We start from the raw sequence: 12,487 nt of genomic DNA on the forward strand, positions 1-12,487 counted from the left end.
CCTCAAGATCGCAAGAAGTGGCAACCCTCGCGGGGATCACTCGAGCGCCGGGACCGTCCGAGGCCGGGCGACCAGCCAGAGACCCGCGATCCCGATCGCGGCCGTGACGGCCATCACGAGGCCCATGGGCCGGCCGGACGCGATGCCGAGCAGGCCGACGACGGGGGAGAGGATCCCGGCGAGGCCGAAGTTCACGGCGCCGAGCAGGCTCGCCGCTGTGCCGGCCTCCTCGCCGTGGTGCGCGAGGGCCAGCACGGACACGCTCGGGAACCCGAAGCCGCACGCCGCGATGAAGAGCCAGAGCGGCACGAGCACCAGCGGCAGGGGGGCGTCGGCGCTCCCGAGCACGAGGATCGCGACGCCGCTGGCCGCCTGCACGGCGGTCGTGACCGCGAGGATCCACTGCGGGCCGACCCGGCGCATCACCCGCGCGGCCGCCTGCGATCCGCCGATCACGCCGATGGAGTTGATCGCGAAGAGCAGGCCGTACTGCTGCGGGGTGAAGTGGTACACCTCCTGGAACAGGAACGAGGAGGTCGAGAGGTAGGCGAACAGGCCGCTGAACTGCATCGCGCCGACGATCGCCGCGCCGAGGAACACGTGGTCGGTCAGGACCGCGCGATACCGCGAGCGGATGGTCCGCGCAGGCCCGTCGCCCTTGGGCTGCCTGCGGGTCTCGCCGATGCCGATCGCCGCCGCGGCGAGGCCCGCGACACCGTAGAAGGCGAGGCACACGAACAGGCCGCGCCAGTCGAGCACCCGCAGCAGCTGCGAGCCGATCAGCGGCGCGAGCACCGGCGCTGCGCCGGAGATCAGCCCCATCCGGGCGAGCATCTTCACGAGCGGACGGCCGCCGAAGAGGTCGCGGATCATCGCCTGCGCGATCACCCCGCCGCCCGCGGCACCCGCGCCCTGCAGCACGCGCAGCACTCCCAGCGCACCGACGGTCGGCGCGACCGCGGCGAGCAGGCAGGCCGTGATGTGGACGCTCGTCGTGACGAGCAGCGGCACCCGCCGCCCGACCCGGTCGCTCCACGGGCCGACGAGCAGCTGGCCGACCGCGAAGCCGACGACCGTGCCTGACAGGGTGAGCTGGATGGCGACGTCCGAGACCCCGAACGACGACCGCACCGACGGGAACGCCGGCAGGTAGAGGTCGATCGTGAACGGGCCGAGCGCGACGAGCACGCCCAGGATGACGACGGTGGCGAGACGCCTGCCTGGATGCAGGGCGTCGCCGGGATGGACGACCGCGGCGGTCATGGAGCTCCCCCAAGAGAACGACGGGGCGGACGGACGGACCGACGCGCCCTCGCGCCGTGCGGCCACCGCAGGCACCGCCGATGCGGCGCGCGGTTAGCACGTTCCAAGGCTAGAGGGTCGGCCGCCCGGACCCATGCTCATTTGCAGGCGAGAGCAACGAATGCCAGCCCCTTGCCAGCCTCACCCCGCCTCTCCCTGGACCGGCTGTTGCCACTTTTCGCGATCTTGAGTGGCTCAAGATCGCAGAAAGTGCAACCCTCGGAGGGGATGAGGGGGGACGGGGGTCAGCGGCGGACGTCCACCACCACCCGGCCGCGCACCTGGCCGGCGAGCACGTCCTCGGCCGCCGCAGGCACCTCGTCGAGGCCGATGATCCGCTCCGTCATCCGCTCGACGACGCCGATCGGGCAGCGGTCGGCCAGCAGCGTCCAGGCCGTGCGTCGCGTCTCGGGGGAGATGCCGACGGAGTCGATGCCCGCGAGCACGACGCCGCGCAGGATGAACGGCAGAACCGTCGCAGGCAGATCCGGGGACGCGGCGAGCCCGCACGCCGTCACCACGCCGCCCGGCGCCGTCTGCGCGATCGCGTTGGCCAGGGAGCCGCCACCCACGGAGTCGACGACCCCGGACCAGCGCTGCGACTGCAGGGGCCGTCCTGGCTCGGCCTCCAGGCGCGGCACGACCTCGGCCGCGCCGAGCGCGCGCAGGTGCTCCCCCAGCTCGTCCACCCGACCGGTCGAGGCGATCACCTCGAACCCGGATGCGGCCAGCAGCGCGACCGCGAAGCCCCCGACGCCGCCACCCGCGCCCGTGACGAGCACCGGCCCGGCCGGCGGCGCCAGCTGCTGCAGCCGCAGCACCGACAGCGCCGCGGTGACGCCGGCCGTGCCGATCGCCGCGGCGTGCGCGGGCGTGAACGGCGACGGCACCTCGACCGCCCAGGTGGGGTCGATGGCGACGCGCTGCGCCAGGCCGCCGTCGCGGCGCTCACCGAGGCCCGCTCCGGTGACCACGACGGTCCGCCCGCCGGGCAGGACGCCGACCGCGTCGATCCCCGCGGTCTTCGGCAGCCCGCGGAGGATGCCCGGACGGCCGGCGACCGCCATCGCGTCCTTGAAGTTGAGCGACGAGAACCAGACGTCGAGCAGCGCCTCGCCGTCGCCCGGAACCGGGTCCGGGGCATCCGCGACCGAGCCGCTCGCCCGCCCGCCCTGCTCGGCGACGACCAGCGCCCGGATGCTCACGAGTCGAGGTCCACCGTGTGGGACTCGCCGACCTTCGGCTGCCCGCCCGTCACGGCGGCCTTCGCGTACTTGAGCAGCACGAGCGGCTTCGGGTCGTCGGTGGCCCAGTACTCGGCCGTGTGCGCGGTGACCTTGAGCAGCGCGACCTTCGGGTCCTCGCGGCCCTGCTCGAACCACGCCTGGGCGCTCGTGTCCCAGAGCTCGTCGATCTTCGCGGCGTCGGTCACGACCTCGGCCGTGCCGGCGATCGACACCCAGCCGGATCCCGCCTCGAGGGCCACGTTCACCTCGGGGTTCGTGCGCACCTCGTCCGTCTTGTGCGACGGGTCCTCGGTGAAGAACCAGAGGTCCCCGTCGAAGTCGCGCTCCTTGATCGCCATCGGGCGGCTCACGAGCTGGTTGTCGGCGCTCACCGTGGTGATGAGGGCGATGCGGGCCTTCTTCAGCAGCTTCGCGAGCGTCTCGCGCTCGTCGCCGGTCGGTGCGTCGGTCATGCCGCGAGGCTAGAGCGCGCCGCCGAGCGTGTCCCGAGTTCCGACGGCCTCGCGGAGAACCCGCAGGGTCGACTCGTCGTCCCGGTGCAGGTGGGCGCGGATGCCGAGGGCCCGGGCGGCCTCGATGTCGTCCTCGCGGTCGTCGAGGAACAGCACCTCGGCCGCATCCGCACCGAGCGCCTGGAGGGCGATCTCGAAGGCGCGGGGGTCCGGCTTGTTCAGGCCGGTCTCGTGGCTGTAGAGGATCGGATCGAAGGTCCGGGAGAACCCGTACCGGCGCTCCTCCTCCTCGCGCGCCCCGTCCCCCGAGTTCGACAGGATCGCGAGGCCGACCCGGCCGACGAGCGACCGTGCTTCGGCGAGCAGCACCTCGTTCGCCGTGCCGCAGTAGGCGTCCCAGAAGTCCCGGCGGATCTCGGCGAGGGTGGCGGCATCCGCCCCGATCGCGGCGCCGAACCCGGCCCAGTACTCCTCCTCGACCCCTGAGCGGATGGACGAGTCCGGCAGGGTGGACGAGGCGATCCGCCGGTCGAGCTCTTCGGGGGTGAGGCCGACCCGGACGGCGCAGCGCTCGAGGAACCGCACCGGCCACTCGTCGTCGTCCACCCGCTCCAGCACCCCGCCGACGTCGAACAGCAGACAGCGGATGCGCCCCATGCCCGGCAGCGTAGGCGTGTCGGTTCGCGCGGCGTCCGAGGAGGTTCCTACGCTGTGCCGGTGATCGCCACGGTGTCCCCCGAACGGGTGTCGGACGCTGCGACGGTCTACCGTCCCGCCGAGCCCGTCGACCTCGCGGCCACGGTCGGGGTGCTGCGGCGCGGGGGGGCGGATCCGACCTTCCGGCGGGAGCCGTCCGGGGTGGTCTGGCGCACGACGACCACACCGCTCGGACCCGCGACCCTGCGGCTCGCGCAGCACGCCGACGGCGCCGTGCACGCCCTCGCGTGGGGCCCCGGCGCCGAGTGGGCGGTCGACGGGGTGCCCGAGCTGCTCGGCGAGGGCGACGACTGGTCGGACCTCGACGTGCGGAGCGTGCCGCTGCTCGCCGACGCCCGCCGCCGCAACGAGGGCCTGCGCCTCACCCGGTGCCGGCAGGTCGTCGAGATGATGGTCGCCGCGATCCTCGAGCAGAAGATCACGACGGTGGAGGCGCACCGCTCGTGGGCGTGGCTCGTGACGAAGCACGGCGAGGCGGCCCCGGGACCGGCGCCCGCGGGGCTGCGGGTGGCGCCGACCGCGGACGGCTGGCGGCGCATCCCCTCCTGGGACTGGCATCGCGCCGGCGTGGACCCGAAGCGCTCGAGGGCCGCCGTCGAGACGGCCCGCGTCGCCGTGGGCCTCGAACGGACCCTCGCGCTCGGCCGCGGCGGCGCCGAGGTGGCGATGCGGCTGCGGACGGTGCCGGGCGTGGGCGTCTGGACCGCGGCGGAGACGAGCCAGCGCGCCCACGGCGACCCGGATGCGCCGAGCATCGGCGACCTGCACCTCTCGACGCTCGTGGGACACGCGCTGATCGGCCGCCCCGTCGACGACGACGGCATGCTCGAGCTGCTCGAGCCGTGGCGCGGCCACCGGCAGCGCGTCGTCCGGCTCATCTACCGGTCCGGCGCCCGCACCCCGCGGCGCGGACCGCGGATGACGATCCAGGACCACCGCTTCCACTGACGCGAGCGGACACCGGCGCTCGGCCGGTGGAAGCCATCAGGCGCCCGGGAGCAGCGCCGCCTTGTCGCCGAGGGTCGCAGCGAGCAGCTCGGCGGCCGCGGGGCGGCTCGCAGCGTCCCTCGGCATCTCGAGCCCGGCGAGCACGTTGATGAGCATCCCGTCGGCGAGGAAGCCGCGTGCCGCCTCGGGGGAGATGCCGGCCTCGTCGCGGAGGAACGCCCAGATCTCCAGGAAGCCGTCCCGCGCCGCCCGGCCGATCGCCGGATCGGAGCCCTGCATGAACGACTGCATGAGGGACGTGTGCACGCCCCGCTCCCGGAGCAGCTCGAGGTAGGCCGGCCCGAGGGCATCGCACGGGTCGCCGTCCGCCGGGCCCTCCGCCCGCCAGTCGGCGAGCGCGGCGCGGAACGACTGCAGCAGCGAGGCCTTGGCCCGCTCGATCACCGCGAGGAAGAGGGCCTCCTTCGAGCCGAACATGCGCACGACGTAGGGCTGGCTGATGCCCGCAGCACGAGCGATCTGATCCGTCGTGGCCCCGAAGTAGCCGCGCTCCCCGAAGACCGCGCTCGCGGTGTCGAGGATCGCCTCGCGGCGCTCGACGGCGGTCATGCGGCGGTCGAGCTGGTCCACGGGGGCGGAACTCATGCTTGACAGAGTAATCATTCGATTACTAGTTTCCCAGTAATCATCCGATTACAACCTCCGGAGGACCACATGGCTTCCCGCCGCGTCCCGCTCTGGCTCGCCGTCCTCGCAGCGGCGCTGCCCATGTTCATGACGACGCTCGACAACCTCGTCGTCACCACCGCGCTCCCCGCCATCCACCGCGACCTGGGCGCCGGCATCGACGACCTCCAGTGGGTCACCAACGCCTACACGCTCGCGTTCGCGGCCCTCATGCTCTTCGCCGTCGGCCTCGGCGACCGCTTCGGCCGTCGCCGCCTCTTCGTCATCGGCATCGTCGTCTTCACGGCCGCGTCGGCCGCCGCGGCGCTCAGCGACTCGACCGCCTGGCTGATCACCGCCAGGGCGCTGCAGGGCGTGGGCGCAGCAGCGGTGCTGCCGCTGTCGCTGGCCCTTCTCGCCGCCGCCGTCCCCGACCGGCTCCGCCCCGCGGCGATCGGCATCTGGGGGGGCGTCTCGGGCCTCGGCGTCGCGCTCGGCCCGGTGATCGGCGGCGCCGTCGTGCAGGGCTGGAGCTGGTCCGCGATCTTCTGGCTGAACGTGCCCGTCGGGATCATCGCCGTGCCGCTCGCGATCCTCGCGCTGCCCGAGGGCTTCGGTGCCCGGGCCCGTGCCGACGTGCCGGGCGTGGTCCTCGCCTCGACCGGCATCACCGCGGTCGTGTACGGCCTCGTCCGAGGCAACGACCTCGGCTGGACGAGCGCGGCGATCCTCACCGCGCTTCTCGGGGGTGCCGTGCTGCTCGCCGCGTTCCTCGTCTGGGAGTCCCGCACCGCGTCTCCGCTCCTGCCGCTGCGGCTGTTCCGCATCCGCAGCTTCTCGGTGTCGAACGCCATCGGCCTCGTATTCAGCTTCGGCGCGTTCGGATCCGTCTTCCTGCTCGTGCAGTTCCTGCAGGTGGTGCAGGGCAAGAGCCCGCTGACCGCCGGCCTCATGACGATGCCCTGGACGCTCGCCCCCATGGTCGTCGCGCCCCTCGCCGGGCTGATCGCGCCCCGGGTGGGCACGCGCCTGCTGATCGGCACCGGGCTCGCGAGCCTCGCCGCCGGCATCGGATGGATCGGCCTCGTGCTCGCCGACGACGTCACCTACGGCGCGATGCTGCCGGGCTTCGTGCTCGCGGGGATCGGGATGGGCCTCGTGTTCGCGCCGATCTCGACGGCCGTGCTCGCGGACGTGCAGCCCGACGACCACGCGAAGGCCTCGGGCACGAACTCCACCCTGCGGGAGATCGGCACGGCCCTCGGCGTCGCGGTGCTCACCGCGGTGTTCACCGGCGCCGGTGGCACGCTGACCCCGACCGGCTTCACCGCCGCGGCGCAGCCGGCCGTGCTGACGGGAGCCGCGGTCACGGCGCTCGCCGCGCTGCTCGCGATCCTGCTGCCCTCGGGCCGCGCGCCCCGCACCACCCCGACGTCCGAGCCCGCGCAGCCCGCGGCGCTCCCGGCCCCCGCCGCGACCCCGGTGCCGGCGGCCTGACGCCGGTGCGTCGGCGCCCTCAGATCCTGAGGGCGCCGATGTCGTGCTCGAAGATCAGGCTCGTGTTCGTCGAGGCCACGATCGGGTTCGTCGACAGCTGCTCGGTGACGAAGTCCCGCAGGTCCTGGGTGGTGCGGGCCTGGAAGTGCACGATGAAGTCGGCCGCGCCGGCGAGGTAGAAGAACTGCGTCACCTCGGGCAGCGACCGCAGCTGCTCCGCGAAGGCGGGCAGCTGCCCGCGAGCCCCCGGCGTGATCCGTACCGACACCAGTGCGTGCAGGTCGTAGCCGAGGCGCCGCGGATCGAGGTCGACCGTGAAGCGCCGGATGACGCCGCTGTCCTGCAGGGCGCGCACGCGCTGCAGGCAGGTGGACGGTGCGACCCCCGCGAGCTCGGCCAGCCGGTTGTTCGGGATGCGGGCGTTGTCGCGGAGCGCTTCGAGGATCCGCCGGTCGACGTCGTCGAGCCGGACGGGCTCGGCGTTCGGCGAGGCGCCCACAGAGGTGACCGTAGCCGAAGATCGTTCGTCCACAGGCCGTTCCACATGTGGGATGTTCGGCGCATCTGGCGGACACCCGAACAACAGGAGTAGTCCGGTGCGGACCGCGGGCGATTCGCGCGCGCGGAAGAAGGGTTCGGCATGCTGATCGGCGTCCCCACCGAGGTGAAGAGCAACGAGTCGCGGGTCGCGGTGACGCCCTCCGGTGCCCACGAGCTGATCGGGCACGGGCACCGCGTGCTCGTGCAGTCCGGTGCGGGCGAGGGCTCCGGCTTCACCGACGCGGACTACGAGGAGGCGGGCGCCGAGCTCGCCGCATCCGCCGCCGACGTCTGGGGCGCGGCGGAGCTGCTGCTCAAGGTGAAGGAGCCGATCGAGTCCGAGTACGGCTTCCTCCGGGGCGACCAGGTGCTGTTCACCTACCTGCACCTCGCCGCGGACCGGCCGCTCACCGACGCGCTGCTCGACTCCGGCACCACCGCCATCGCCTACGAGACGGTGCAGCCGGCGGACCGCTCCCTCCCGCTGCTCGCCCCGATGAGCGAGATCGCCGGGCGCCTGTCGGTGCAGGCGGGCGCCGAGCACCTGCTGATGCCGAGCGGCGGCCGGGGCGTCCTGCTCGGCGGCGTGACCGGCACGCCGCGGGGCAAGGTCGTCATCCTCGGCGGCGGGGTGGCGGGCGAGAACGCCGCGACCATCGCGGTCGGGATGCAGGCCGAGGTGACCGTCTTCGACATCAGCCTGCCGAAGCTGAAGTCGCTGGACGCCCGGTTCGGCGGCAGGGTGCAGACGCTCCGCTCGAACCCCTACGACATCGCCGCGCGCCTCCGCGACGCCGACCTCGTGATCGGCAGCGTGCTCATCCCCGGTGCTGCGGCGCCGAAGCTCGTCACCGACCGGATGGTCGCCGACATGCAGCCGGGCAGCGTGCTCGTCGACATCGCGATCGACCAGGGCGGCTGCTTCGAGGGCTCCCATGCGACCACGTACGACGACCCGACGTTCGCGGTGCACGGCTCGCGCTACTACTGCGTCGCGAACATGCCGGGCGCGGTGCCGCGCACCTCGACCGTGGCCCTGACGAACGCGACGCTGCCCTACGTGCTCGCGCTCGCGGACCGCGGATGGGAGGCGGCGACCGCCGCGGATCCGGCCCTCAAGGCGGGCGTCAACGTCGCCGGCGGGTACCTCCACAACGCCGCGGTCGCGGCCGCCCACGGCCTCGACGTCGCCGCGTAGGTAGCGCTTTCCCCATCGGCTCGGCCGCCACGCGGCTTCGCCGCCACGCGGCTTCGCCGCGCGTCGGAACCGGCCGACCCGGGCCCAGCAGGCTCGTAGCGCTTCGGCAGGCCCCTGGTCGACCAGGAGGCTGCTGGAGCGCCCGTGGCCTGCCGAGGCGCCCCCGTCAGGACTCGAGGAAGGCGCGGAGGCCGGTGAGGAGACGGTCGACCTCGTCCTCGGTCGTGTACGGGGCGACGCCCATCCGCAGGCCCGCCGAGTCGGGCAGGCCGAGGCGGATCGCGGCCTCGTAGGCGTAGAAGTCGCTCGAGCCGAGCGCGATGTCCCGCTCGGTCAGGAAGCGGGCGGCGTCCGCGGTGGAGCGGTCGCGGAACGTGATCGTCTGCGTCGGCGTGCGGTCGGCGGCGCGGGAGTGCAGCACGACGCGGTCGCCGAAGGTCGCGAGGCCCGCCTCGAGCCGCTCGATCAGCCGCGCCTCGTGCTCGTGGAGCACGGCGAAGGCGGAGGCGAGGCGCTCGCGGCGGGGCGCTGACGCATCCGCGTCTCCGAGGCTCGCGAGCAGGTCGATCGCCGCGGTGACCCCGGCCATCTGCTCGTACGGCAGCGTGCCGTACTCGAAGCGCTCGGGAACCACGTCCGTGGACGGGGCGAGCTTCTCGACCTCGATCGTCTCGAGCAGCGCGGGATCGGCCGCCAGGGCCGAGCAGTGCGGGCCCAGGAACTTGTACGCGGAGCAGACGAAGAAGTCCGCCCCGAGCTCGCGGACGTCGACGAACGTGTGTGCGGCGAGGTGCACGCCGTCGACCCAGACGAGGGCGCCGGCGGCGTGCGCGAGGTCGGCGACCGACCGGACCGGCGGCTTCGTGCCGATCAGGTTCGAGGCGCCCGTGACGGCGACCAGGCGCGTGCGCGGACCGATCGCGGCCGTGGCGCTGTCCAGGTCGAGCTCGCCGGTCTCGGGGTCGAAGTCGATCCAGCGCACCTGAGCGCCGGCGCGCTCGGCCGCCTGCACCCACGGGCGCACGTTCGAGTCGTGGTCCAGGCGGCTGACGACCACCTCGTCGTCGGCCGTCCAGTGCCGGCCGAGGTGCCGGGCGAAGTCGTAGGCGAGCTGCGTCGCGCTCCGGCCGTACACGACGCCGCGCGGATCCCCGCCGGTCAGGCCGGCGACAGCCTCGCGGAAGGCGACGACCGCCTCGTCCGCGTTCCGCTCGGAGGCGGTCGCCCGGCCCCGGTTCGAGAGCGGGCCGACGAGCACGCGGGTGATCGCCTCGGCGACGGGCAGCGGCGTCTGCGTGCCGCCGGGGCCGTCGAAGTGGGCGATCCCGGAGTCGAGCGAGGGGAAGAGGGCGCGGAAGGACGCGGTGTCGAAGGCCATCCGCTCAGCTCGCGACGCGGTTGACGAGGCGGGACAGCACGATGGCGCTCCGCGTGTGGTCGACGTTCGGCGCGATGCGCACCCGCTCGAGCGCGAGCTCGAGGCTCGGGATGTCCCGGCTGCGGATGTGCACGATCGCATCCGCGCTGCCGGTCACCGTGCCGGCGTAGACGACCTCGGGCACCGCCGAGAGGATCCGCCGCAGCTCGGTCGGCGAGACGGTGCCGCGGCAGAACAGCTCCACCCAGGCCTCCGTGCTCATCCCCTCGGTCGCCGGATCGACCTGGATCGTGAAGGCGCGGATGACGCCTTCGGCGAGCAGCCGGTCGACGCGGCGCTTCACGGCGGAGGCGGACAGCCCCACCACCGCCCCGATGTCGCCGTACGCCGAGCGGGCGTTGCGCTTGAGCAGCTCCAGGATGCGGGAGTCGATGGAATCCACGCCGCAACGGTAGCAATCGTTGCGTGAACGCACCAGATGGCGCATAGGCGCTGCGTGGCGGTCCCGTTCGTTGCCTCGATCCGCTGGCACACTGAAAGGGCCGTCGACCCGGTCCGGCCTGCCGTCCCTCGAACCGAACCGAAGGGGTTCCCGTGTCCCTGACAGACGAGTCAGTCCAGACCCTCCCGGCCGCCACGGCCGAAGCCGACCGCCCCGCGCTCTCCCGGCACTACCTCATGTGCCGCCCGGAGCACTTCACGGTCGTCTACCGGATCAACCCGTGGATGCATCCGCACATCCCGACCGACACCGCGCTCGCACTCGCGCAGTGGCAGACCCTCTACGACACGTACGAGCGGCTCGACCACACCCTGGAGCTCATCGACCCGATCCAGGGCCTGCCCGACATGGTCTACAGCGCCAACGGCGGCTTCACGCTCGACGGCAAGGCCTACACGGCGAAGTTCACGTATCCGGAGCGGCAGGCCGAGGGTCCCGCGTACGGCGAGTGGTTCCGCGAGCGGGGCTTCGAGGTGCACGAGGCGCGGGAGATCAACGAGGGCGAGGGCGACTTCCTGCTCGTCGGCGACGCGATCCTCGCCGGCACCGGCTTCCGCACCAGCATCGAGAGCCACGCCGAGCTCGCCCGGGTGTTCGACCGCGAGGTCGTCACCCTGCGGCTCGTGGACGACCGGTTCTACCACCTCGACACCGCGATCGCCGTGCTCGATCCCGAGGGCGCCGACGCGAACATCGCCTACCTCCCCGAGGCGTTCGACGAGGCGAGCCGCACCGAGCTGGAGCGCCGCTACCCCGACGCGATCGAGGTGAGCGCCGACGACGCCCAGTGGCTCGGCCTCAACTCGATCTCCGACGGCCGAAACGTGATCATCGCCGAGAAGGCGAAGGGCTTCGAGGCGTCGCTGCGGGAGCGCGGCTACACCCCGGTCGGCCTCGACCTCTCCGAGCTGCTGCGCGGCGGCGGTGGCGTGAAGTGCTGCACCCTCGAGCTGCGGATCGCGCGATGAGCCGCACCGACAGCGCCCTCGCGAACAACTACCACCCGCTCCCCGTCGAGGTCGCCACGGGCGAGGGCGCCTGGGTCACCGACGTGGACGGCCGCCGCTACCTCGACCTGCTCGCGGCCTACTCCGCGGTGAACTTCGGTCACCGGCATCCGGACCTCGTCGCCGCCGCGAAGGCGCAGCTCGACCGCGTCACGCTCGTCTCGCGCGCGTTCGAGAACGACCAGCTCGAGCCGTTCGCGGCCGAGCTCGCCGCGCTCGCCGGCAAGGAGATGGTCCTGCCGATGAACACGGGCGCCGAGGCCGTGGAGTCCGGCATCAAGGTCGCGCGCGCCTGGGGCTACCGCGTGAAGGGCGTCGCGCCCGAGCAGGCGACGATCGTCGTCGCCGGGGGCAACTTCCACGGCCGCACCACGACGATCGTCTCGTTCAGCGACGACCCGTCGGCGCGCGACGACTTCGGCCCGTACACGCCGGGGTTCCGGATCGTGCCCTACGGCAGCGCGGAGGCGATCGAGGCCGCGATCGACGAGACCACCGTCGCGGTACTGCTCGAGCCGATCCAGGGCGAGGCGGGCATCATCATCCCGCCCGAGGACTACCTGCCGGCCGTGCGCCGCCTCTGCGACGAGCACCGGGTGCTGTTCATCGCGGATGAGATCCAGTCGGGCCTCGGCCGCGTCGGCGCGACGTTCGCGTGCGACCTCGTCGGCGTCGTGCCCGACCTCTACCTGCTCGGCAAGGCGCTCGGCGGCGGCATCGTGCCGGTGTCCGCGGTGGTCGGCGACCGCGACGTGCTCGGGGTGCTCCGCCCCGGCGAGCACGGCTCCACCTTCGGCGGCAACCCGCTCGCAGCGGCCGTCGGGCGCGCCGTGATCCGGATGCTCGCCACCGGCGAGCCGCAGCAGCGCGCGCGTGAGCTCGGCGCGGTGCTCGAGCGCCGGCTGACCGCGCTGATCGGCCACGGCGTCACCGCGGTCCGCGTGCGCGGCCTCTGGGCCGGCGTCGACATCGACCCCGCCGTCGGCACCGCGCGGCAGGTGTGCGAGCGGATGATGGCGGCCGGCGTGCTCGC

At 73.3% G+C, this 12,487-nt stretch carries 13 protein-coding genes; 5 read left to right on the forward strand and 8 right to left on the reverse strand.

All coding sequences use genetic code 11. The features are described 5' to 3' along the window. Window positions 1–36 precede the first annotated feature (36 nt). From VIG76_RS02290 to VIG76_RS02305, 4 genes are all read right to left on the reverse strand, one after another. Entirely contained in the window at window positions 37–1,263 is a 1,227-nt protein-coding gene (locus VIG76_RS02290) for a multidrug effflux MFS transporter (RefSeq protein WP_331950599.1), read from the reverse strand. Between the two features lie 284 nt (window positions 1,264–1,547). Further along, window positions 1,548–2,507, reverse strand: a complete 960-nt coding sequence (locus VIG76_RS02295) for an acrylyl-CoA reductase family protein (RefSeq protein WP_331950601.1) — start codon at window positions 2,505–2,507, stop codon at window positions 1,548–1,550. Then, window positions 2,504–3,001 carry a pyridoxamine 5'-phosphate oxidase family protein gene (locus tag VIG76_RS02300; RefSeq protein ID WP_331950603.1) on the reverse strand — a complete coding sequence of 166 codons (498 nt, stop codon included), beginning with the start codon at window positions 2,999–3,001 and terminating at the stop codon, window positions 2,504–2,506. Before VIG76_RS02300 ends, VIG76_RS02295 begins: the two co-directional genes overlap by 4 nt. A gap of 9 nt (window positions 3,002–3,010) precedes the next feature. Next, a complete protein-coding gene (locus VIG76_RS02305) occupies window positions 3,011–3,658 on the reverse strand; it encodes an HAD-IA family hydrolase (RefSeq protein WP_331950605.1) in 648 nt (215 codons plus the stop codon). A gap of 60 nt (window positions 3,659–3,718) precedes the next feature. Between VIG76_RS02305 and VIG76_RS02310 the strand changes: the two genes are divergently transcribed. After that, window positions 3,719–4,666, forward strand: coding sequence for a DNA-3-methyladenine glycosylase family protein (locus VIG76_RS02310; protein ID WP_331950607.1), 948 nt, complete (start codon window positions 3,719–3,721; stop codon window positions 4,664–4,666). 36 nt (window positions 4,667–4,702) lie between these two features. Here the strand turns inward: VIG76_RS02310 and VIG76_RS02315 are convergent, their stop codons facing one another. Next, window positions 4,703–5,311: a TetR/AcrR family transcriptional regulator gene (locus VIG76_RS02315; protein ID WP_331950609.1), complete on the reverse strand. Its 609-nt coding sequence runs from the start codon at window positions 5,309–5,311 to the stop codon at window positions 4,703–4,705. Between the two features lie 69 nt (window positions 5,312–5,380). Between VIG76_RS02315 and VIG76_RS02320 the strand changes: the two genes are divergently transcribed. Further along, complete coding sequence (locus VIG76_RS02320; RefSeq protein ID WP_331950611.1) at window positions 5,381–6,829, forward strand: DHA2 family efflux MFS transporter permease subunit; 1,449 nt, start codon at window positions 5,381–5,383, stop codon at window positions 6,827–6,829. A 19-nt stretch (window positions 6,830–6,848) separates the two neighbouring features. Here the strand turns inward: VIG76_RS02320 and VIG76_RS02325 are convergent, their stop codons facing one another. After that, window positions 6,849–7,328 (reverse strand): Lrp/AsnC family transcriptional regulator, encoded by a 480-nt coding sequence (locus VIG76_RS02325; RefSeq protein WP_331950613.1) that lies wholly within the window; start codon window positions 7,326–7,328, stop codon window positions 6,849–6,851. A gap of 141 nt (window positions 7,329–7,469) precedes the next feature. Here VIG76_RS02325 and ald point away from each other — a divergent pair, with 141 nt between their 5' ends. Next, on the forward strand, window positions 7,470–8,567 hold the full coding sequence (gene ald / locus VIG76_RS02330) for an alanine dehydrogenase (RefSeq protein ID WP_331950615.1): 1,098 nt from the start codon (window positions 7,470–7,472) through the stop codon (window positions 8,565–8,567). Window positions 8,568–8,733: 166 nt separating this feature from the next. Here ald and VIG76_RS02335 read toward each other — a convergent pair whose 3' ends face one another. Both VIG76_RS02335 and VIG76_RS02340 read right to left on the reverse strand, forming a co-directional pair. Then, window positions 8,734–9,945: a cysteine desulfurase-like protein gene (locus tag VIG76_RS02335; protein WP_331950617.1), complete on the reverse strand. Its 1,212-nt coding sequence runs from the start codon at window positions 9,943–9,945 to the stop codon at window positions 8,734–8,736. Window positions 9,946–9,949: 4 nt separating this feature from the next. Further along, window positions 9,950–10,387, reverse strand: a complete 438-nt coding sequence (locus VIG76_RS02340) for an Lrp/AsnC family transcriptional regulator (protein ID WP_331950619.1) — start codon at window positions 10,385–10,387, stop codon at window positions 9,950–9,952. Window positions 10,388–10,539: 152 nt separating this feature from the next. Between VIG76_RS02340 and ddaH the strand changes: the two genes are divergently transcribed. Continuing rightward, window positions 10,540–11,415, forward strand: a complete 876-nt coding sequence (ddaH, locus tag VIG76_RS02345; RefSeq protein ID WP_333783786.1) for a dimethylargininase — start codon at window positions 10,540–10,542, stop codon at window positions 11,413–11,415. Further along, the coding region (gene rocD, locus VIG76_RS02350; protein ID WP_331950621.1) for an ornithine--oxo-acid transaminase at window positions 11,412–12,487 on the forward strand (1,076 nt) is incomplete at its 3' end. The genes ddaH and rocD, both read left to right, overlap by 4 nt.

Origin of the sequence: Amnibacterium sp., from assembly GCF_036559085.1 — a bacterium.
GTDB lineage: Bacteria > Actinomycetota > Actinomycetes > Actinomycetales > Microbacteriaceae > Amnibacterium.